This is a genomic window from Shewanella sp. GJ50-10 (assembly GCF_055808815.1).
Window position 1 is genome coordinate 4,736,442 of sequence record NZ_JBVVSS010000001.1, and the last position, 20,209, is coordinate 4,756,650.

Below are 20,209 nucleotides of genomic sequence, written 5' to 3' on the forward strand. Positions count from 1 at the left end.
ATAAGATGGAAGTTTTAGCTAAACATCGTTTTGCCCGTACGTCTGCGCAGAAGGCCCGTCTAGTTGCTGATCAAATTCGAGGTTTGCCTGTTTCTAAGGCTCTTGAAATTTTGACCTTCAGCCCTAAGAAAGCCGCCGTACTGGTTAAGAAAGTACTAGATTCAGCTATCGCAAACGCCGAACACAACGAAGGTGCAGATATCGATGAGCTTAAAGTTGGCCAAGTCTTCGTTGACGAAGCACCAACTATGAAGCGCATCATGCCTCGTGCCAAAGGCCGCGCTGATCGTATCATGAAGCGTACCAGCCACATTACTGTGGTTGTATCAGATCGCTAGGAGAAGAGAGCAATGGGACAGAAAGTACATCCTAATGGTATCCGTCTGGGTATCACAAAGCCTTGGATCTCTACTTGGTACGCCGATAAAGCAGATTATGCAAATAATTTGCACAGCGACTATGAAGTTCGTCAATATCTCACTGAGAAATTGAAGGCTGCATCAGTATCTAAAATCGTTATCGAGCGTCCTGCGAAGAGCATCCGCGTTACTATTCACACTGCCCGTCCAGGTGTTGTGATTGGTAAGAAAGGTGAAGACGTTGAAGTATTACGTGCATATGTATCTAAAATTACAGGCACTACTGCTCAAATCAACATCGCTGAGATCCGCAAGCCTGAGTTAGACGCAAAGCTTGTTGCTGACAGTATTGCACAGCAATTAGAGCGTCGCGTTATGTTCCGTCGCGCTATGAAGCGTGCAGTTCAAAACGCAATGCGCATTGGTGCTCAAGGTATCAAAGTTGAAGTGAGCGGCCGTTTAGGCGGTGCTGAAATCGCACGTTCTGAATGGTATCGTGAAGGTCGTGTACCTCTACATACCTTACGTGCTGATATCGACTATTCTACTTCTGAAAGTCACACTCAATATGGTGTGATTGGTGTTAAAGTTTGGATCTTCAAAGGCGAAGTTCTAGACGGTATCATCCCAGCTTTAGAAGAGCCGAAGCAACAGCCGAAGCGCAAGCCTCGTGGTAAATAGGAGAAACTTTTATGCTGCAACCTAAACGTATGAAGTTTCGCAAGATGTTCAAAGGCCGCAACCGTGGTCTAGCGAACGGTACTGAAGTTAGCTTTGGTACTTTCGGTTTGAAAGCAGTCGGCCGTGGCCGTTTAACTGCACGTCAAATCGAATCTGCACGTCGTGCCATGACACGTCACATTAAACGTCAAGGACAAATTTGGATTCGAGTTTTCCCTGACAAGCCTATTACCTCTAAGCCTCTTGAAGTGCGTATGGGTAAAGGTAAAGGTAACGTTGAATACTGGGTATGTCAGATTCAACCTGGTAAGGTTCTTTATGAGATGAATGGTGTATCTGAAGAGTTAGCGCGTGAAGCGTTTGCTTTAGCATCTGCCAAGCTTCCTATTAAGACTACCTTCGTAACTAAGACGGTGATGTAATGAAAGCGAGCGAACTAAGAGAAAAGAGCGTTGAAGAACTTAACGCTGAACTACTTGGTCTGCTGCGTGAGCAGTTTAACCTGCGTATGCAACACGCTACTGGTCAGTTGACTCAAACGAATCAATTGAAATTAGTGCGTCGTAACATTGCACGTGTTAAGACCATTATTACTTCTAAGGCAGGTGTGTAATGTCTGATAAAGCCCGTACTATGCAAGGTCGAGTTCTTAGCAACAAAATGGATAAGTCTATTACTGTTGCTATTGCACGCCAAGTGAAACATCCTATTTATGGGAAGTACATTAAGCGTACAACTAAGATCCATGCACATGACGAAACAAATCAGTGTAACGAAGGTGACGTAGTGACTATTAGTCAGTGTCGTCCTCTTTCTAAGACTAAGTCTTGGACACTAGTTGAAGTAGTAACAAAGGCCTAATATTTCATTAGGTTATAGTAAACGGCTCCAAAGTTTGGGGCCGTTTGTTTTTTTCTGCTATGCAATCCAAAATATTGGTGTTATACTTGCGCGCCATTTTTGACTAAATTGTTGTTGATTGGTTTTACATCAAACAAGAACAGGTTAGTTCATAAAATGGTCGAAATGATGATCCCAATGTTGGGATTTTGTGTAGTAACGATAGCGGAGCACTTAAAATGATCCAAATGCAATCGACTCTAGACGTCGCGTGTAACAGTGGCGCTCGTAGAGTTCAGTGTATTAAGGTCTTGGGTGGCTCTCATCGTCGTTATGCCGGTATCGGCGACGTCATCAAGGTTTCTGTTAAAGAAGCTATTCCTCGCGCTAAAGCGAAGAAAGGTGATGTATATAACGCGGTGGTAGTCCGTACTAAGAAAGGCGTACGTCGTCCAGATGGTTCTGTCATTCGCTTCGATCGGAATGCAGCAGTTTTGCTTAACGCAAACCTTGCACCGATTGGTACTCGTATTTTTGGACCAGTGACACGTGAATTGCGTACAGAGCAGTTTATGAAAATCGTCTCTCTGGCACCAGAAGTACTGTAAGGAGCTTCAAAATGGCAGCTAAAATCCGTCGTGAAGACGAAGTAATTGTACTAGCAGGTAAAGACAAGGGTAAACGCGCAAAAGTTTCTCAAGTCCTACCTACTGGTAAGTTGATTGTTGAAGGCATCAATCTTGTTAAAAAACACCAAAAGCCAAACCCACAATTGGGCGTAACTGGCGGCGTTATCGAGAAAGAAGCACCGATACAAGCATCAAACGTAGCGATCTTTAACCAAGCCACAGGCAAGGCAGATCGTGTTGGTTTCCGATTCGAAGACGGCAAAAAAGTCCGTTTCTTTAAATCGAATAGTGAACTCATTAAGTAAACGGAGTAAACGATGGCGAAACTGCATGATAAATATCAAGAGACTGTTATCGCGGAACTTTCTAAAAAGTTCGGTTATACCAGTGTCATGCAAGTCCCTCGGATTGAAAAAATCACCCTTAACATGGGTGTAGGCGAAGCAGTTGCAGACAAGAAAGTTATGGAGCATGCGCTCCGTGATATGACTGCAATCGCTGGTCAAAAACCAGTTGTAACTGTTGCACGTAAATCAGTTGCTGGTTTTAAAATCCGTGAAGGCTACCCTATTGGCTGTAAAGTTACCCTACGCGGTGAGCGTATGTGGGAATTTTTAGAGCGTTTAGTTGACATTGCAATCCCACGTATTCGTGACTTCCGTGGCCTAAGCGCAAAAGCGTTTGACGGTCGTGGTAACTACGCAATGGGTGTGCGTGAGCAAATCATCTTCCCAGAAATCGATTACGATAAAATCGATAAGATTCGTGGTATGGATATTGTTATCACTACTACTGCGAAGAATGATGAAGAAGGTCGTGCTTTGTTAGACGCATTTAACTTCCCATTCAAGAAATAAGGGTAGCATAATGGCAAAATCATCTATGAAAGCACGTGAAGCAAAGCGTGCACAGCTCGTAGCTAAATATGCTGAAAAGCGTTTAGCACTTAAGGCTTTAATCAGCGCTCCTGATACTTCTGAAGAAGATCGTTGGGATGCTGTACTTAAGTTACAAGCTCTACCTCGTGATTCTAGCGCTGCGCGTCAACGCAACCGTTGTAATCAAACTGGTCGCCCACATGGTGTTCTACGTAAATTCGGCCTTAGCCGTATTAAACTACGTGAAGCAACTATGCGTGGTGAAGTTCCTGGTCTGCGTAAGGCCAGCTGGTAAGCACTTGTCACGGAGTAAGCTAATATGAGCATGCAAGATCCTATTGCGGATATGTTAACACGTATTCGTAACGGCCAAGCTGCTAACAAAGTATCAGTTAAGATGCCTTCAGCTAAGTTAAAAGTAGCAATTGCGAAATTACTTAAAGACGAAGGTTATATTACTGACTACGCCGTAGCAGAAGAAGCCAAGCCTGAATTAGAAATCACTTTAAAGTATTTCCAAGGCAACCCAGTCGTTGAGACTATCCAGCGCGTTTCTCGCCCAGGTCTTCGTATTTACAAAGGTAAACACGAACTTCCTAAGGTGATGGGCGGACTAGGTGTCGCAATTGTGTCCACTTCTAAAGGCTTGATGACCGATCGTGCTGCCCGCCTAAATGGCATGGGTGGCGAGGTTATCTGCTACGTAGCGTAAGGAGCTAGGTATGTCACGTGTCGCAAAAGCACCAGTGTCTATTCCTACCGGCGTAGAGGTGACCTTAAACGAACAGACTATTACTGTAAAAGGTACTAAAGGTAGTCTGACTCGAGAAATCAACAAAGCGGTAAATGTTGAACTAGAAAACGGTGTACTAACGTTTGGTCCAGTTGAAGGCGTTTCTAACGCTTGGGCTCAAGCAGGTACTGCTCGTGCACTAGTAAACAACATGGTTGTTGGTGTATCTGAAGGATTCGTTAAGAAATTAAAGTTAATTGGTGTTGGTTACCGTGCAAAAATTGCTGGTAAAGACATTGACCTAACTTTAGGTTTCTCACACCCTTTGGTTCACAAACTGCCCGCAGGTGTTACTGCAGAGTGTCCTAGCCAAACTGATATCGTACTTTCGGGTGTTGATAAGCAGTTAGTTGGTCAGGTCGCTGCTGAGATTCGTGGATACCGTCCACCAGAGCCTTACAAAGGCAAAGGTGTTCGCTATGCAGACGAACAAGTACGCCGTAAAGAGGCTAAGAAGAAGTAGGTAACGCGATATGGATAAGAAAACATCTCGCTTACGCCGCGCTACTCGCGCTCGTAAGAAGATCCAAGAGCTGGGCGTGAATCGTCTGGTTGTACATCGTACACCGCGTCACATTTATGCTCAGGTTATTAATCCTGAAGCTCAGGTAGTGGCAGTTGCTTCAACCGTTGAGAAAGCGGTTAAAGAGCTACTAAAGAGTACCGGTAACGTAGACGCGGCTAAAGCAGTAGGTAAAACTGTTGCTGAGCGTGCGATCGAAAAAGGTGTAACTTCGGTTGCATTCGACCGTTCTGGTTTCAAGTATCACGGACGCGTAGCAGCACTAGCTGACGCAGCTCGTGAAGCTGGCCTGAAATTCTAAGGGGTTATAAAAATGGCTAAATTAGAAGCTCAGCAGAAAGACGATTTGCAAGAGAAATTAATTGCAGTTAATCGTGTTTCTAAAGTAGTTAAAGGTGGTCGTATCTTTAGCTTCACCGCACTAACAGTGGTAGGTGATGGTAATGGTAAGATCGGCTATGGCTATGGTAAAGCGCGCGAAGTTCCAGCTGCTATTCAAAAAGCAATGGAAAAAGCCCGTCGTAACATGGTAACCGTAGAGTTGAATGCAGGTACACTGCATCATCCAGTTAAAGGTCGCCATACTGGTTCGCGTGTTTACATGCAACCAGCATCGGAAGGTACCGGTATTATTGCCGGTGGCGCAATGCGTGCCGTATTGGAAGTTGCAGGCGTTCATAACGTTCTGTCTAAAGCATACGGTTCTACTAACCCGATCAACATCGTTCGCGCAACTGTAGATGCGTTGGTGCACATGAAGTCACCATCACAAATTGCAGCTAAGCGTGGCCTGAATGTTGATGAAATTCGAGGTTAATGCACCATGGCTACTAAAACGTTTAAAGTAACACAGACAAAGAGTGCGATTGGTCGTTTGCCAAAGCACCGTGCCTGTTTATTAGGTCTAGGCCTAAGACGTATTGGCCACACTGTTGAAGTAGAAGATACTCCTTCTGTTCGCGGTATGGTTAATAAAGTTTACTACATGGTTAAGGTGGAGGATTAATAATGCGTTTAAATACTCTATCTCCAGCAGCAGGCTCTAAGCGTGCTCCTAAGCGTGTAGGTCGTGGTATTGGTTCTGGTTTAGGTAAAACTGCCGGTCGTGGTCATAAGGGACAAAAGTCTCGTTCTGGCGGCGGTGTGCGTATCGGTTTTGAGGGTGGTCAAATGCCTCTTAAAATTCGTTTACCTAAGTTCGGTTTCACTTCACGCAAAGCTTTGGTTTCAGCTGAAGTTCGTTTACTAGAACTAGCAAAAGTTAACGGTGATGTTATCGACCTTAACGCTCTGAAAGATGCGAACGTAATTACTCGCAACATACAGTTTGCGAAAATCGTTCTTTCAGGTACCATTGAACGCCCAGTGACCGTAAAAGGTCTGAAGGTAACCAAAGGTGCACGTGCAGCTATTGAAGCTGCCGGCGGTAAGATCGAGGAATAATACGTCGATGGCAAAACCAGGACTTGATTTAAAAAGCGCGAAAGGCGGTTTATCAGAATTGAAAACTCGTCTCCTGTTCGTGATTGGTGCAATTATCGTCTTTAGAGCCGGTTCGTTTGTACCAATTCCTGGTATTGACGCAGCTGTGTTAGCAGAGTTGTTTGCTCAACAAAAAGATACCATCCTAGGCATGTTTAACATGTTCTCGGGTGGTGCTTTAGAGCGTGCTTCTATCTTTGCTCTTGGTATCATGCCGTACATTTCGGCATCGATTATCATGCAGTTGTTGACTGTGGTTCATCCTGCCCTTGCTGAATTGAAAAAAGAAGGCGAGTCAGGAAGAAAGAAAATCAGTCAATATACAAGATACGGAACGCTTGTGTTGGGTACACTCCAATCAATCGGTATCGCGACAGGTTTACCAAGCCTAGTACCTGGCCTTGTTGCCAATGTAGGTTTTGGTTTTTACTTTGTAGCAGTTGTCAGCTTAGTGACAGGAACAATGTTCCTTATGTGGCTAGGTGAACAGATTACCGAGCGTGGTATTGGTAATGGTATCTCGATATTAATTTTCGCAGGTATTGTTGCTGGTCTACCTTCTGCTATCGGCCAAACGGCTGAACAGGCTCGTCAAGGTGATTTGAATGTACTGGTACTGTTGTTATTAGCGGTAATTGTATTTGCTGTAACTTATTTGGTTGTATTTGTAGAACGTGGTCAACGTCGTATCGTCGTTAACTACGCTAAGCGTCAACAAGGCCGTAAGGTGTTTGCTGCGCAAAGTACTCATTTACCACTTAAAGTTAATATGGCAGGTGTAATTCCACCAATTTTTGCATCCAGCATTATTTTGTTCCCAGGCACACTGGCTCAGTGGTTTGGACAAAATGAGTCTATGTCATGGTTAAGCGATTTCGCTTTAGCTGTGTCACCAGGACAACCGCTGTATTCATTATTGTATGCGACAGCTATCGTATTCTTCTGTTTCTTCTATACTGCGTTGGTGTTTAACCCACGCGAAACAGCAGATAACTTGAAGAAGAGTGGTGCGTTCATTCCTGGGATTCGTCCTGGAGAACAGACTTCGCGTTACATTGATAAAGTAATGACCCGCTTGACATTAGCAGGCGCAATATACATTACCTTTATCTGCTTAATTCCGGAGTTCATGTTAATTGCGTGGAAAGTACAGTTCTATTTCGGCGGTACTTCACTACTAATTATTGTAGTCGTAATCATGGACTTCATGGCTCAGGTTCAGACCCATATGATGTCTCATCAGTATGAGTCTGTTATGAAGAAAGCTAACTTAGTTAACAAAGCGAATTTAGATCGCTTTGGTCGCTAGTTGCTTTAACGGAGTGATGAAATGAAAGTTCGAGCTTCCGTGAAGAAGATCTGCCGTAATTGCAAGATCGTCAAGCGTAGTGGCGTTGTACGTGTGATTTGTGTTGAACCAAAACACAAACAGCGTCAAGGCTAAAAAAGATATTTGCTCAGCTCATTAATGGGCTGAGCAAATAATGTTTGCAAATTTGTCGGCTGTCGAGTATCCTTTCGGGCTTTTCGCAGTTGACCTTTAACATTTTAAGGAGTGCATAGTGGCCCGTATCGCTGGCATTAACATTCCTGATCAAAAGCATACAGTCATCGCATTGACTGCTATTTTTGGTATTGGACGTACACGCGCTAGAGAAATCTGCGCAGCTACTTCAATTGCTGAAGATGCTAAGATCAAGGAATTGAGCGAAGCTCAAATAGATATTCTACGCGAAGAAGTTGCCAAATACTCAGTAGAGGGTGACTTACGTCGTGAGATTTCAATGAACATCAAGCGTCTTATGGATCTTGGTTGTTATCGTGGTCTCCGTCATCGTCGTAGCCTGCCTCTTCGTGGGCAACGTACTAAGACCAATGCGCGTACGCGTAAAGGTCCACGTAAACCAATTAGAAAGTAACGGAAGGTATACCAAATGGCTAAAGTTCCGTCACGTTCTCCGCGTAAGCGCGTACGTAAACAGGTTGCAGATGGCATGGCTCATATCCATGCTTCTTTCAACAACACTATTGTCACCATTACAGATCGTCAAGGTAATGCGTTGTCATGGGCTACCTCAGGTGGTTCAGGTTTCCGTGGTTCACGTAAATCTACACCATTCGCTGCACAGGTTGCTGCTGAGCGTGCAGGTATTGCTGCTCAAGACTACGGCGTTAAAAACCTTGAAGTTTTCGTAAAGGGTCCAGGTCCAGGTCGTGAATCAGCCATCCGTGCGCTGAATGCTGTTGGTTATAAAATTACCAACATTACCGATGTGACACCTATCCCTCATAATGGCTGTCGCCCACCTAAAAAACGTCGTGTATAACACTGCGTTTATAGGATAGTTGGAGAAAGATCATGGCAAGATACTTGGGTCCTAAGCTCAAGCTCAGCCGCAGAGAAGGTACAGACCTTTTCCTAAAAAGCGGTGTGAGAGCAATCGATTCGAAGTGTAAGCTTGAAGCTGCACCTGGTCAACATGGCGCTCGTAAGCCACGTTTATCAGAGTACGGTTTACAGCTACGCGAGAAACAAAAAGTTCGTCGTATGTACGGTGTGCTAGAAAAGCAATTCCGTAACTACTACAAAGAAGCCGCACGTCTGAAAGGCAACACAGGTGAAAACTTGTTAGGTCTTTTAGAAACTCGTTTAGATAACGTTGTTTATCGTATGGGTTTTGGTGCGACTCGTGCAGAATCACGTCAATTAGTAAGCCACAAATCAATCGTGGTTAACGGTCGTGTTGTTAACATTCCGTCATTCAAAGTGTCTGCGAATGATGTTGTAAGCATCCGTGAAAAGTCACGCACTCAAGCACGTATCAAAGCGTCTTTAGAAGTTGCTGGCCAACGCGAAAAGCCTACATGGGTAGAAGTCGACAATGCTAAGATGGAAGGTGCTTTCAAGCGTCTACCTGAACGTAGCGATTTGTCTGCGGATATTAACGAACAGCTGATCGTCGAGCTTTACTCTAAGTAAAGCTAACAAACAAGAGAGGACACAATGCAGGGTTCTGTTACAGAATTTCTTAAACCGCGTCTCGTTGACATAGAGCAGGTTAACCCAACTCGTGCCAAGGTTACGCTAGAGCCACTTGAACGTGGTTTTGGTCACACATTAGGCAACGCGTTGCGTCGAATCTTATTGTCGTCTATGCCTGGCTGTGCAGTTACAGAAGTCGAAATCGACGGTGTACTGCATGAATACAGCAGTAAGGAAGGCGTTCAAGAAGATATCCTAGAGATATTGCTTAACCTTAAAGGTTTAGCAGTAAATATCGAGGGTAAAGATGAAGCTTTACTTACTTTAAGTAAGTCAGGCACAGGCCCTGTTACTGCAGCAGATATCACTCATGATGGTGATGTAACCATTATGAATCCTGATCATGTTATCTGTCATTTGACAGGTAATAATGATATCAGCATGCGTATCCGCGTTGAGCGTGGTCGTGGTTATGTACCAGCTTCGGCTCGTGCACAAACTGAAGACGATGATCGCCCAATCGGTCGTTTGTTGGTTGATGCTTCATTCTCACCAGTAGCTCGCATTGCTTACAATGTAGAAGCCGCTCGTGTAGAGCAACGTACTGATTTGGATAAACTCGTTATTGATATGACCACTAATGGTACTATCGATCCTGAGGAAGCAATCCGTCGTTCTGCAACAATTTTAGCTGAACAGCTAGATGCGTTTGTTGAATTACGTGATGTAACCGAAGCAGCTGTTGTAGAAGAGAAACCGGAATTTGATCCGATTCTGTTGCGTCCTGTCGACGATTTAGAGCTAACTGTACGTTCAGCCAACTGTTTGAAGGCTGAAGCGATTCATTACATCGGAGATCTCGTACAGCGCACTGAAGTTGAGTTGCTCAAGACTCCTAATTTAGGTAAGAAATCTCTTACTGAAATTAAGGATGTATTAGCGTCTCGCGGACTGTCTTTAGGTATGCGTCTTGAAAACTGGCCTCCAGCTAGTTTAGCAGACGACCTATAAGTCCCAGGTTAGTACAGATTAAAGATTATAAGGATTAGGTCATGCGCCATCGTAAGAGTGGTCGTCAACTAAACCGCAACAGCAGTCATCGCCAAGCTATGTTTCGTAACATGGCTTGCTCAATAGTTCGTCATGAGATCATCAAGACAACTGTAGCAAAAGCGAAAGAACTGCGCCGCGTAGTTGAGCCTCTGATAACACTAGCTAAAGTAGACAGCGTTGCAAATCGCCGTTTAGCTTTCGCTCGTACCCGCGACGCTGAAGTTGTAGGTAAGTTATTCACAGAATTGGGTCCACGCTTCCAGGAACGTCCTGGTGGTTACACTCGTATTCTAAAGTGCGGTCTACGTACCGGTGATAAAGCTCCAATGGCTTTCATCGAATTAGTAGGTCGTCCTGAAGCTGCTGAAGCTGTTGAAGTTGAAGCTGCTGAGTAATTAATAATTACTCACTTAAAAACCGAGCTTAGGCTCGGTTTTTTTATGTCTAAAATTTAACTCACCACACAATATTAATTTATTAATCCTGCAAACAAACACTTGCAACCTTATTCTATTCTGTTCTCCTAACCTGGCTCACTGGCTCACTGGCTCACTGGCTCACTGGCTCACTGGCTCACTGGCTCACTGGCTCACTGGCTCACTGGCTCACTGGCTCACTGGCTCACTGGCTCACTGGCTCACTGGCTCACTGGCTCACTGGCTCACTGGCTCACTGGCTCACTGGCTCACTGGCTCACTGGCTCACTGGCTCACTGGCTCACTGGCTCACTGGCTCACTGGCTCACTGGCTCACTGGCTCACTGGCTCACTGGCTCACTGGCTCACTGGCTCACTGGCTCACTGGCTCACTGGCTCACTGGCTCACTGGCTCACTGGCTCACTGGCTCACTGGCTCACTGGCTCACTGGCTCACTGGCTCACTGGCTCACTGGCTCACTGGCTCTTCTGATGATAATTCTAGGAGTAGTTTCTGAACTAATTTATGACAACTTAAAGAAAGAGTTATCTAGTAACTTAGGGGACAGTTATTTAGTCACAGAATGGAAGGGGGTAGATCTGTTTATGGATTTAAGACAAAAAAAATGCCAATCATTTGATTGGCATTTAAGTAGTGACTAACAAACTATTGGTATTTATAACCTTCAGTTTGCTTTTGCTCAGAATAGTCTAGCTTCTCATGGGTTTGACCCATTGCTTCAGCTACTTCTGGAGGCATGTAGTTTTCATCGTGTTTCGCTAGTACTTCTGTTGCTTGAATAGTGTCAGGCTTGATTAACACGCCTTGGGCAACAATACCTTGTCCTTCACGGAAAAGATCTGGTAATAAATCATCAAAAGTAACAGTAATTGCGCCGCCGAATGCATCATGAATTTCAAATTCAACATGAAGACTATCTGGGTCACGAACCATTGTACCAACGGTTACCATACCACCAACGCGAATGCGTTGACCGATTTCAGGCTTCTCACCTGTATCTTTTTTACCGTTCACGATTTCGTGTGGAGTAAAAAATAAGTTTAAGTTAGAGTTCAATGCATACAAAAGTAATGATGCGATACCTGCTACACCTGCAATTAATGCTACTGCAAGTGTGAGTCTTTTTTTACGTCTAGAGTTCACTATCTACTACTCCTAGTTTCTTTAAGGCGATCTTCTCGTTCCATCTTTTTAGATATCTCAAGTAAGACTGATCTTTTTTGACGGAGGCTAAAGAATAATAAGGTTCCTAAGCTTCCGAAGGTAACACCGTATGACAACCATACATAAAATGCATAACCGCCCATATTAAAAAATTCTGAAAATGATTCGAACTGGATCATTTCGATGCCTCCGCTTTTGCTAATTCTCTAACCCAAGGGCGCATACCATTTCTTGCCAAAATTTCTGCTTTGTATCGTACTAAGGTTATTGCGCCAATCATTACACCAAAACCAAATATATTGATTAGTAGCGGTGCTAACATTTCCATTGGCATTGCTGACTTTTCTGTAATTTTGATCGTTGCTGGTTGATGTAAGCTGCTCCACCAATCAACAGAGTATTTAATAATTGGGATATTGATTACACCAACGATGGCTAAGATACCTGCAGCTCGTGCTGCTAATACTTTATCTTCAAATGATGCGTATAAAGAAATAACACCAAGATACAAGAATAATAGTACAAGTTCTGAAGTTAAGCGTGCATCCCACACCCACCAAGTACCCCACATAGGTTTACCCCATGCAGCACCAGTTAATAGAGCGATAAATGTAATGACTGCGCCGATAGGTGCAATTGAAGCTGCAACCCAATCTGCTGTTTTTATTTGCCAGACTATACCGACAAATGAAGCTGACGCCATTGCCATATAAGCGGCCATCGACATAGAGGCTGCAGGTACGTGAATATATATGATTCTGAAACTTTCGCCTTGCTGGTAATCCATTGGAGCAAACAACATTCCCCAGACAGTACCGACACTTATCAACAAGATGGCAGTAAACGCGAACCAAGGTAACAACGTAGACGCTAATTTGTATGCACGCTCGGGATCAGCGTATGAATGAAGCCATTTCCACATATCAGTTTGTACTCACTCGTAATGAAGCACCAATTGCAAACGGTGCCATAATTAATGATCCGACCAACATGGCGCCAATAATGGCAAGTTGTCCGGTATAAGGTAAATTTAAACCAGCTGCATCAATTGCACTGGTAGCAAAAATTAGTACTGGTATATATAGCGGCAAAATGAGCAAACTAAGTAACACTCCGCCTTTGCGTAACCCTACGGTTAATGCAACACCAATAGCTCCTAATAACGATAAAACGGGCGTGCCCACAGTTAACGTTAAAATTAGCGCTGTATAGCTATTGCTTTCTAAATGTAGCAAAACTGCTAATAAAGGTGCTACTAATATCAATGGTACACCAGTTAAAATCCAGTGAGCCAATACTTTTGATAATACTAATATTGGTAACGGTTGTGGGCTCAATAGCATTTGCTCTAAGCTACCGTCATTAAAATCTGCTTTAAACAATCGCTCTAGAGATAACATTGAAGCCAGTAGTGCTGCTACCCAAATAATACCAGGTGCTACACGCGATAAAACCTGAGGTTCAGGCCCTATCCCTAAAGGAAACAGGGTTACGACTAAAACAAAAAACAACAGTGGATTAAAAATATCCCCACGATGTCTTATCGCGATTTTTAAATCACGTTGCAACAATGTCAGAAATGCTTGGGTGTAACTGATGCCTCTTTTCATTGTTGTACCTTATACGAAGCGATAGTCTAGTTTGATCTTACGAAGCACATCATCTGTGATGATACTCATATCTTGGTGAGTCGTCATTATGACGCACCCACCTCTTTGAGTGTGCTTAATAAACAATTGTTCCAGCTCTTCTACACCTTTTTTATCAATGGCAGTAAAAGGTTCATCTAGAATCCATATTTTACAATTGGTATGCCAGAGTCTGGCTAGGGCAGTTCTTCTGTGTTGACCTGCTGATAAGTGTCCAGCTAGAGCCTCTTCGAAACCACCTAAGTTAACCTTAGCGAGCAAATCATAACTATCAAAGTCATCATAACCGCTCAACCTTAAATTGAAGTTAAGGTTTTCATTTGCTGTTAACTCGCTCTTAACACCTGCGAGGTGTCCAAGGTAAAGTAAATCTTCATTAAATTCGTCGCGACACTGATTGATATCGGTATCTATATACTGAATTTCACCTGCGTATGGTCTCGATAAACCGGCTATTATACGTAATAAACTGGTTTTACCTGCACCATTAGGGCCTTCAATTTGGACAATATCACCTGCATTGATCTCGAAGCTTAATTGATCAAATAGAATGCGGTCTTCGCGAATACATGTCAGTTCGTTTGCCCTGACTAAAACTTGCTGCTGATTGTTGTCTGTCACTAAGCCCTCTTTAACGTGTTGAGGATGAATACAAAATGAATATTATCATAAACACAATTAAGGGTTTAGCATTCAGGTCATCTATGTGTTAGGTATTTGAAGTGGTTCCAATAAAATACATCTTATGTGAACTTTTTCATGATTCTCTAATATATTACTCATTACAGGTTTATTGTCTTTATTTGAGTAAGAAGGTGAGATTCTTATCACAAAAAGGTGAGTTTTATTGAAGTTTGTAGTAATCTGATGTCGATTATATAAGTCTACCTGTGTTTAAAGGTGGCATTGAGCTTTGAATTTATTTGCATTTAGGAACGATGAACATGAAAAAATTATTAGCAATGACTGCAGTTGCTGCATTGACTTTGTCTTCGAACGTTTTCGCTCAAGATGGCGAAGCTGTTTATAACAAAGCGTGTCAAGTATGTCACAGCATGGGAGTCGCTGGTGCGCCAAAAGCACACGATGCCGCTGCATGGGAACCTCGTTTAGCTACTGGTATGGATGCATTAGTAGGCACGGTTAAAACTGGTAAAGGTGCGATGCCACCAGGTGGTATGTGTACTGACTGTTCAGATGAAGATTACCAAAAAGCGATTGAGTTCATGTCTAAGTAATTTAGCAAACTCAATAAAAAAACCGGCTAATTAGCCGGTTTTTTAATGTCTTTTTTTAATCACGAGTGTTTAGCGTTAATAGTTAAACTTATTGAACAACAGTATCTAACGTTAACTTAGCTTCTTTACCTACAGCAACTGAAGCAACCACACCTTTCAAATCACCTGTTTGTGCTTTAACACTTCCGTGCTTAGAAAGTACTGCAATGATTTCTACGTTTTCAGCACTGCTAAGCTTTACGTCACCGCCCATAGAGGTCGAATCATCTAGCGTCACAGTTACCGGTAGGCTATTAGCACTAATTTTAGTTGCTGCCAGTGGGACTTTAGGTCCTTGAGTTGAGCGAGCAAAGATAAACACCATATCTGTTGAGCTAACTTTGTCTGCTAATTCTGGAGAAATTGCAATTTCAACATCAACAGTTTTAGCTGTAGTTGCTTGCGTCATTGGGTTGTGATTACTGTCATTTGGCATTTCGCCAGTTTCAGCTTGAATACGCATATTAGCTGATTCAATCGCATTCATAACTGCTGTGCGGTCAATATCACTGCGGCCACTATCTAAAATAGTTTGCCAAGCATTAATTGCAGATTGGTAATCAGCAGTAAAGAAAGAGTCCATACCAACAAGTAATAACGTCGATGGGTCTTGTGCGTCTAAAGCTAATGATTGATCAACTAACGCCTGAATCTGAGGATTCATTTGTTGACCATTTTTGTAGTACATCGCAGTTGCTTTAGGGCCTAATAATTCAGCTGCAGTTCCTACTAATTCCATTACTTTATCGAATGAAGCAATAGCTTGGTCAAATTGGTTAGCAGAAATATAAGCGTGACCTAAGCTAAACCAAGCTTGACTATTTTCTGGGTCTGCTTGTACTTGCTGTTCCATCATTTGTACGCGCTGAGCCATAATTTGTTCTGGGCTCATGCCTTGATGAGGGCTCGCTTCTGCTTGTGGAGGATTAGATAGCTCTTGATAAGCACCTAATGTTTGATAGAAGTAACCTGAAATACCAAGAATACAAACAGTCATCACTGATGGCCATAAGATCCCTTTTGATTGAATTTTCGTATCAAGAGAATCGTCGCCGTCTTGCTTCATGTCCTGCAATAAGCCGATTTCAAGTTCTTTTTTAAGTGCATCAAATTCGGTTTGATCTAATAAACCATCTTCTAACTCTTTTTCAAGGACAGAAGAACGTTCGTTAAATAACTCAAGGTTTGTTTGCTTACGTACGCCTGATTCTTCAGCAGCTAACATTTTTTGCTGACGAAAATGTGGGACCCAAATCAGCATTAAACTGATTACGACGACAAGAGCAATAAATATCCAAAATGTGGTCATTGTTTCAATATTCACTTTTAGGTTGCTGAAAAAACAGAGCGACTTAGCCGCCTGACTTGAGGGTAGATTATACGTAAAGATGATTCATTGAACAGTAATATACGATATAACCGAACCAGAATCGTCATAGTTGAGCACTGGTTCACAGATTAATAACCAATAAAAAAACAAACGAAACTTAAGTGAACTTTTTCTGTCTTATGGTCAACAGTTGATAACTGAGTGTTTTTACTCTCTATTTTTTTGAGAATGAGACAAGTCACCCAGTTTTGCACGAAAGTGGCAGACATAAACAACAGCAACTACTAAAATATAAGCAAATTCGTATTAGCTAATGTTAATATCACTGTTTTAAAGCATTATGTAAGATATGCGTTGGTTTGGCTTTATATAGCTAGATCAACTTTTTAAAAATTGAGGAATACCCATGATCCCTGAACTTGGACACTTCTCGCTCATTATTGGTTTGGCATTTGCCATTCTATTAATGACCGTGCCGTTATTTGGTGCAGCCCGTAAAGACCAGTATCTCGTAAGATATGCTTGGCCGATTTGTTACGGTATGTTCTTTTTTATCACTCTTTCTGTCATCAGCCTCGGTTACAGCTTCGCTGTTGATGATTTCTCTGTGGCTTATGTAGCACATCACTCCAATTCACAATTGCCAATTTTCTTTAAAATTGCTGCTGTATGGGGTGGCCATGAAGGTTCATTACTTTTCTGGGTATTTTCTCTAACGGTTTGGGCAGCTGCTGTTGCTACCTTTAGTAAAGGTATGGAAGAAGTGTTCATTGCGCGCGTACTGTCAGTACTTGCAATGGTCATCGTTGGTTTCACATTATTTATGATTCTGACTTCTAGCCCATTTGAACGAATTTTCCCAATTCCTATGGAAGGTCGAGACCTAAACCCAATGTTGCAAGACGTGGGTCTAATTTTCCATCCTCCAATGCTATATCTAGGGTATGTTGGTTTTGCTGTTAGTTTCGCTTTTGCTATCGCTGCACTAATGAGTGGTCGCCTAGATTCAGCTTGGGCTCGTTGGTCACGTCCTTGGACATTAGCTGCATGGGTATTCTTAACTGGCGGTATCTCTCTTGGTTCTTGGTGGGCATACTACGAGTTAGGCTGGGGCGGATGGTGGTTCTGGGATCCAGTTGAAAACGCATCATTCATGCCTTGGTTGATTGGTACAGCCCTTGTTCACTCATTAATTGTGACAGAGAAGCGTGGCGCGTTCCGTAACTGGACTGTATTACTATCAATCTTTGCTTTCTCGCTCAGTTTATTAGGTACATTCATTGTACGTTCTGGTGTATTAACATCAGTACATTCATTCGCAGCAGATCCTAGCCGTGGTATGTTTATCTTACTACTACTTGGTTTAGCTATTGGTGGCTCCTTAACCTTGTTCGCATTGAGAGCAAGTGAAATGAGTAGCCCTGCAAGATTTGAATTGAAATCTAAAGAAACATTCCTATTAGTGTGTAACGTGTTACTGACCGTTGCGGCAGGTACTGTTTTACTTGGAACTTTATACCCGCTTCTAATTGATGCATTAGGCATGGGTAAAATTTCTGTAGGACCTCCTTACTTTAACTCTGTGTTCGTACCAATCGTATTAGTACTGTTTGGCTTTATGGGTATTGGTCCAATTATTCGCTGGAAGAAATCGAAAGCGGGTGAATTGAAGCGTCAACTACTTATACCTGCAATTGTTGCTGCTGTTGTTGGTTTAGCTACACCGTTTATCGCTGGTGACGAATTAAACCTATGGGTTGTATTCGGTATTGGCGCTGCAACTTGGGTTTCACTTGCAACCTTCAGAGCTGCTTACAACCTTCTTACTGATGTGAATGGTAAATTCACTCTTAATAAGATTGGTCGTAGTGAAATGGGTATGCTAGTTGCGCATATGGGTATCGCAGTATCAATTGTTGGTGCCACTATGGTGTCTAATTATTCAATTGAGAAAAGTGTTCGTATGGGACCTGGTATCAGTGAAGAGTTAGCGGGTTATACCTTTAACTACATTGAAACTAAAAATGTAGTCGGTCCAAACTACACTGCACAACAAGGTCAGATAGAAGTTTATCAAGATGACAAGTTTGTCACATTATTAAGACCAGATCGTCGTCAATATAATGTTCGAACAATGGATATGACTGAAGCTGGTATTGATTGGGGTATTTTCCGTGACTTATACGTCACTATGGGTGACCCACTAAGTATGACTCAGTTTGCTGTACGTCTTAACTATAAGCCTTTTGTTCGTTGGATTTGGATTGGTTCTATTTTCATGATGGTAGGTGGATTCTTAGCGGCTTCAGATAAACGTTACCGTGTTAAAGAAACTAAAACCGCAAAAGATGAAAATAAAGAAGCGAAATTAGCGACTGCTTAATTTATTGGAGAAAATATGAAAAAGTTGGTGCTGTTTATACCATTGGTATTGTTTTTGGGGATGGGAGTTTTTCTATATCAGGGGTTATTCTTAAATCCGCAAGAGCTCGATTCAGCACTAGAAGGAAAGCCGGTTCCGGCTTTCCAACTTGAACGTCTCGAAACACCAGGTGAAATGCTAACGCAGGAAGATTTAAAAGGTGATGTATCGCTAATCAATGTTTGGGCAACTTGGTGTCCTGCTTGTAAATATGAACATCCGTTTTTAATGATGCTTGCGCGTAAGAACATTCTACCTATATATGGTGTTAACTATCGCGACGAGCGTGCGCCTGCTATAAGAGAGTTAAGTCGTGAAGGTGATCCTTACACGATCAATATTTTCGATAAAGATGGACGTTTAGGTTTAGACCTAGGTGTTTATGGCGCACCAGAGAGTTTTATTGTTGATCATAATGGCATCATCCGTTTCCGCTATGCAGGTCCTATTGATAGGAACGTATGGAGTGAGACTCTATTCCCAATGATCCAACAGTTGCAAGCTGAAGCGAAACAAGACGGAGTTTAAGAATGAAGACATTTAAAATACTTGTTGGCTTCATGGCAAGTTTGGTTTTGGCTTTCAATGTGATGGCAACCCCAGTAGATACGTATGAGTTTAAATCTACTGACAACCAAAAACGTGCGCTTAGCTTGGCTCACGAATTACGTTGCCCACAATGTCAAAATCAAAACCTAATTGACTCAAACTCTCCAGTTGCTCAAGATCTACGTCTTGAGGTCTACACAATGGTAGATGAAGGTAAGAGTAATGCTGAAATTGTAGATTTCATGACAAGTCGTTATGGTGACTTTGTACTTTATAAGCCAAGACTTGATCCGAAAACTTATATTTTATGGCTTGGCCCGTTCGTTCTAATGTTGATTGCACTTTATGTTGCGCTGGTTGTTGTTCGTAAACAACGCGGAAAATCGACAGCGGAACCTGAAATGACCGATGCAGATCGAAATGAGTTAGAAGCATTGCTGAAAAGCAAACAAAGCCAGGATAATAAGTAATGAATATCATGATCAAAGCGATCATGCTAAGTGCATTAGCAGTGACAATCACTGTTAATGCCTATCCTGGAATGGAAAAGCAACAGCAGCATGTAAGCAAGTCGACTCTAGATAAGATTAATGTTCTTGAAAATCCTTTTCCTATTGCGCACATTGGTTTTAATGATGCCGAAGGTAAAGAAGTAGATTTTGAAGAGCATAAAGGGAAAGTAGTTATCGTAAATATGTGGGCGACATGGTGCCCACCTTGTGTTCGAGAATTGCCAGCTTTAGATCGTTTAGAGCAAACCTTGAGTAAAGATGACTTTGTACTAATGCCGATATCTATCGATGCAGAAGGTAAAAAGCAAGTCAGTCCTTTTTTAGAATCAATTGGCTTGCCTTCGTTTAACTCATATTACGATGCAAGACAAAATCTGCGTGAAGTCTTTCCATTAGATACCATACCTGCAACCTTCATATTAAATAAAGAAGGCGAGTTGGTAGCATATGTTCGTACATATGTGGATTGGGATGACGAAAACGCTATTGAGTTCTTACAACAGTTCCAGTAACCACTATATTAAAGCAGCTTTTAAGTACGTTTTATCGGCTTATATAGTGTGAATTGATTAAAAAAGATCGCTTTTGATGAAAAACTCATCAAGCGATCTTTTTTTAGTTTTTCTTTCAAAAAGCCCTTGCGGTGT

33 protein-coding genes are annotated in these 20,209 nt (G+C 42.4%); 27 read left to right on the top strand and 6 right to left on the bottom strand.

Annotation, left to right across the window (positions count from 1 at the left end; all coding sequences use genetic code 11):
- Window positions 1-5 precede the first annotated feature (5 nt).
- The 22 genes from rplV to rplQ all read left to right on the top strand — a co-directional run bounded on the left by rplV (window position 6) and on the right by rplQ (window position 10,616).
- A complete protein-coding gene (gene rplV / locus AC0L4E_RS20140; RefSeq protein WP_076543228.1) occupies window positions 6-338 on the top strand; it encodes a 50S ribosomal protein L22 in 333 nt (110 codons plus the stop codon).
- Between the two features lie 12 nt (window positions 339-350).
- Window positions 351-1,040 (top strand): 30S ribosomal protein S3, encoded by a 690-nt coding sequence (gene rpsC / locus AC0L4E_RS20145; RefSeq protein ID WP_153916413.1) that lies wholly within the window; start codon window positions 351-353, stop codon window positions 1,038-1,040.
- Between the two features lie 11 nt (window positions 1,041-1,051).
- Entirely contained in the window at window positions 1,052-1,462 is a 411-nt protein-coding gene (rplP, locus tag AC0L4E_RS20150) for a 50S ribosomal protein L16 (RefSeq protein WP_055026502.1), read from the top strand.
- On the top strand, window positions 1,462-1,653 hold the full coding sequence (gene rpmC, locus AC0L4E_RS20155) for a 50S ribosomal protein L29 (RefSeq protein WP_011635647.1): 192 nt from the start codon (window positions 1,462-1,464) through the stop codon (window positions 1,651-1,653). The genes rplP and rpmC overlap by 1 nt, the downstream gene beginning before the upstream one ends.
- The gene (rpsQ, locus tag AC0L4E_RS20160) at window positions 1,653-1,901 is read left to right on the top strand and encodes a 30S ribosomal protein S17 (RefSeq protein ID WP_220755198.1); all 249 of its coding nucleotides are present in this window, start codon (window positions 1,653-1,655) and stop codon (window positions 1,899-1,901) included. Before rpmC ends, rpsQ begins: the two co-directional genes overlap by 1 nt.
- A gap of 218 nt (window positions 1,902-2,119) precedes the next feature.
- Window positions 2,120-2,488 (top strand): 50S ribosomal protein L14, encoded by a 369-nt coding sequence (gene rplN / locus AC0L4E_RS20165; RefSeq protein WP_055026500.1) that lies wholly within the window; start codon window positions 2,120-2,122, stop codon window positions 2,486-2,488.
- Window positions 2,489-2,499: 11 nt separating this feature from the next.
- Window positions 2,500-2,814, top strand: coding sequence for a 50S ribosomal protein L24 (rplX, locus tag AC0L4E_RS20170; protein ID WP_055026499.1), 315 nt, complete (start codon window positions 2,500-2,502; stop codon window positions 2,812-2,814).
- A gap of 12 nt (window positions 2,815-2,826) precedes the next feature.
- Complete coding sequence (gene rplE, locus AC0L4E_RS20175; RefSeq protein WP_055026498.1) at window positions 2,827-3,366, top strand: 50S ribosomal protein L5; 540 nt, start codon at window positions 2,827-2,829, stop codon at window positions 3,364-3,366.
- A 10-nt stretch (window positions 3,367-3,376) separates the two neighbouring features.
- Entirely contained in the window at window positions 3,377-3,682 is a 306-nt protein-coding gene (gene rpsN / locus AC0L4E_RS20180) for a 30S ribosomal protein S14 (RefSeq protein ID WP_153916415.1), read from the top strand.
- Between the two features lie 24 nt (window positions 3,683-3,706).
- Window positions 3,707-4,099 (top strand): 30S ribosomal protein S8, encoded by a 393-nt coding sequence (rpsH, locus tag AC0L4E_RS20185; RefSeq protein ID WP_102529382.1) that lies wholly within the window; start codon window positions 3,707-3,709, stop codon window positions 4,097-4,099.
- 10 nt (window positions 4,100-4,109) lie between these two features.
- On the top strand, window positions 4,110-4,643 hold the full coding sequence (gene rplF / locus AC0L4E_RS20190) for a 50S ribosomal protein L6 (RefSeq protein WP_153916416.1): 534 nt from the start codon (window positions 4,110-4,112) through the stop codon (window positions 4,641-4,643).
- 10 nt (window positions 4,644-4,653) lie between these two features.
- Window positions 4,654-5,004, top strand: coding sequence for a 50S ribosomal protein L18 (rplR, locus tag AC0L4E_RS20195; RefSeq protein ID WP_153916417.1), 351 nt, complete (start codon window positions 4,654-4,656; stop codon window positions 5,002-5,004).
- A gap of 12 nt (window positions 5,005-5,016) precedes the next feature.
- The gene (rpsE, locus tag AC0L4E_RS20200; protein WP_102529380.1) at window positions 5,017-5,520 is read left to right on the top strand and encodes a 30S ribosomal protein S5; all 504 of its coding nucleotides are present in this window, start codon (window positions 5,017-5,019) and stop codon (window positions 5,518-5,520) included.
- A 6-nt stretch (window positions 5,521-5,526) separates the two neighbouring features.
- Window positions 5,527-5,709 (top strand): 50S ribosomal protein L30, encoded by a 183-nt coding sequence (rpmD, locus tag AC0L4E_RS20205; protein WP_076543219.1) that lies wholly within the window; start codon window positions 5,527-5,529, stop codon window positions 5,707-5,709.
- A gap of 2 nt (window positions 5,710-5,711) precedes the next feature.
- Window positions 5,712-6,146, top strand: a complete 435-nt coding sequence (rplO, locus tag AC0L4E_RS20210) for a 50S ribosomal protein L15 (RefSeq protein ID WP_102529379.1) — start codon at window positions 5,712-5,714, stop codon at window positions 6,144-6,146.
- Window positions 6,147-6,153: 7 nt separating this feature from the next.
- A complete protein-coding gene (gene secY, locus AC0L4E_RS20215) occupies window positions 6,154-7,494 on the top strand; it encodes a preprotein translocase subunit SecY (protein ID WP_055026490.1) in 1,341 nt (446 codons plus the stop codon).
- 21 nt (window positions 7,495-7,515) lie between these two features.
- Entirely contained in the window at window positions 7,516-7,629 is a 114-nt protein-coding gene (gene rpmJ, locus AC0L4E_RS20220; protein ID WP_006083579.1) for a 50S ribosomal protein L36, read from the top strand.
- Window positions 7,630-7,747: 118 nt separating this feature from the next.
- Complete coding sequence (gene rpsM, locus AC0L4E_RS20225; protein ID WP_076543217.1) at window positions 7,748-8,104, top strand: 30S ribosomal protein S13; 357 nt, start codon at window positions 7,748-7,750, stop codon at window positions 8,102-8,104.
- Between the two features lie 15 nt (window positions 8,105-8,119).
- Window positions 8,120-8,512, top strand: coding sequence for a 30S ribosomal protein S11 (gene rpsK, locus AC0L4E_RS20230; RefSeq protein WP_011635661.1), 393 nt, complete (start codon window positions 8,120-8,122; stop codon window positions 8,510-8,512).
- A gap of 32 nt (window positions 8,513-8,544) precedes the next feature.
- Window positions 8,545-9,165 (top strand): 30S ribosomal protein S4, encoded by a 621-nt coding sequence (rpsD, locus tag AC0L4E_RS20235; protein ID WP_102529378.1) that lies wholly within the window; start codon window positions 8,545-8,547, stop codon window positions 9,163-9,165.
- 24 nt (window positions 9,166-9,189) lie between these two features.
- Entirely contained in the window at window positions 9,190-10,179 is a 990-nt protein-coding gene (locus tag AC0L4E_RS20240; RefSeq protein WP_473681417.1) for a DNA-directed RNA polymerase subunit alpha, read from the top strand.
- A 41-nt stretch (window positions 10,180-10,220) separates the two neighbouring features.
- Window positions 10,221-10,616, top strand: coding sequence for a 50S ribosomal protein L17 (gene rplQ / locus AC0L4E_RS20245; protein ID WP_102529376.1), 396 nt, complete (start codon window positions 10,221-10,223; stop codon window positions 10,614-10,616).
- Between the two features lie 688 nt (window positions 10,617-11,304).
- Here rplQ and ccmE read toward each other — a convergent pair.
- Genes ccmE through ccmA form a run of 5 tightly spaced genes read right to left on the bottom strand, consistent with a single transcriptional unit; the run spans window position 11,305 to window position 14,093 of the window.
- Complete coding sequence (gene ccmE / locus AC0L4E_RS20250) at window positions 11,305-11,802, bottom strand: cytochrome c maturation protein CcmE (protein WP_220755638.1); 498 nt, start codon at window positions 11,800-11,802, stop codon at window positions 11,305-11,307.
- The gene (gene ccmD / locus AC0L4E_RS20255) at window positions 11,802-11,999 is read right to left on the bottom strand and encodes a heme exporter protein CcmD (protein WP_220755646.1); all 198 of its coding nucleotides are present in this window, start codon (window positions 11,997-11,999) and stop codon (window positions 11,802-11,804) included. Before ccmD ends, ccmE begins: the two co-directional genes overlap by 1 nt.
- Window positions 11,999-12,745, bottom strand: coding sequence for a heme ABC transporter permease (locus AC0L4E_RS20260; RefSeq protein ID WP_473681419.1), 747 nt, complete (start codon window positions 12,743-12,745; stop codon window positions 11,999-12,001). Before AC0L4E_RS20260 ends, ccmD begins: the two co-directional genes overlap by 1 nt.
- A 1-nt stretch (window position 12,746) precedes the next feature.
- On the bottom strand, window positions 12,747-13,433 hold the full coding sequence (gene ccmB, locus AC0L4E_RS20265) for a heme exporter protein CcmB (RefSeq protein WP_102529605.1): 687 nt from the start codon (window positions 13,431-13,433) through the stop codon (window positions 12,747-12,749).
- A gap of 9 nt (window positions 13,434-13,442) precedes the next feature.
- On the bottom strand, window positions 13,443-14,093 hold the full coding sequence (ccmA, locus tag AC0L4E_RS20270) for a cytochrome c biogenesis heme-transporting ATPase CcmA (protein ID WP_473681421.1): 651 nt from the start codon (window positions 14,091-14,093) through the stop codon (window positions 13,443-13,445).
- Between the two features lie 323 nt (window positions 14,094-14,416).
- On the opposite strand from ccmA, the gene AC0L4E_RS20275 reads away from it, so the two are divergent.
- Window positions 14,417-14,710 carry a c-type cytochrome gene (locus AC0L4E_RS20275; protein WP_220755641.1) on the top strand — a complete coding sequence of 98 codons (294 nt, stop codon included), beginning with the start codon at window positions 14,417-14,419 and terminating at the stop codon, window positions 14,708-14,710.
- Window positions 14,711-14,798: 88 nt separating this feature from the next.
- Here the strand turns inward: AC0L4E_RS20275 and ccmI are convergent, their stop codons facing one another.
- A complete protein-coding gene (ccmI, locus tag AC0L4E_RS20280; RefSeq protein WP_473681770.1) occupies window positions 14,799-16,058 on the bottom strand; it encodes a c-type cytochrome biogenesis protein CcmI in 1,260 nt (419 codons plus the stop codon).
- Between the two features lie 427 nt (window positions 16,059-16,485).
- On the opposite strand from ccmI, the gene AC0L4E_RS20285 reads away from it, so the two are divergent.
- The 4 genes from AC0L4E_RS20285 to AC0L4E_RS20300 are packed head-to-tail and all read left to right on the top strand — an operon-like array spanning window position 16,486 to window position 20,074.
- A complete protein-coding gene (locus tag AC0L4E_RS20285) occupies window positions 16,486-18,462 on the top strand; it encodes a heme lyase CcmF/NrfE family subunit (RefSeq protein WP_220755642.1) in 1,977 nt (658 codons plus the stop codon).
- A 15-nt stretch (window positions 18,463-18,477) separates the two neighbouring features.
- Window positions 18,478-19,029: a DsbE family thiol:disulfide interchange protein gene (locus tag AC0L4E_RS20290; protein WP_220755643.1), complete on the top strand. Its 552-nt coding sequence runs from the start codon at window positions 18,478-18,480 to the stop codon at window positions 19,027-19,029.
- A gap of 2 nt (window positions 19,030-19,031) precedes the next feature.
- Complete coding sequence (gene nrfF / locus AC0L4E_RS20295; RefSeq protein ID WP_473681424.1) at window positions 19,032-19,520, top strand: heme lyase NrfEFG subunit NrfF; 489 nt, start codon at window positions 19,032-19,034, stop codon at window positions 19,518-19,520.
- Window positions 19,520-20,074 carry a TlpA family protein disulfide reductase gene (locus AC0L4E_RS20300; RefSeq protein ID WP_473681426.1) on the top strand — a complete coding sequence of 185 codons (555 nt, stop codon included), beginning with the start codon at window positions 19,520-19,522 and terminating at the stop codon, window positions 20,072-20,074. Before nrfF ends, AC0L4E_RS20300 begins: the two co-directional genes overlap by 1 nt.
- Window positions 20,075-20,209 lie beyond the last annotated feature (135 nt).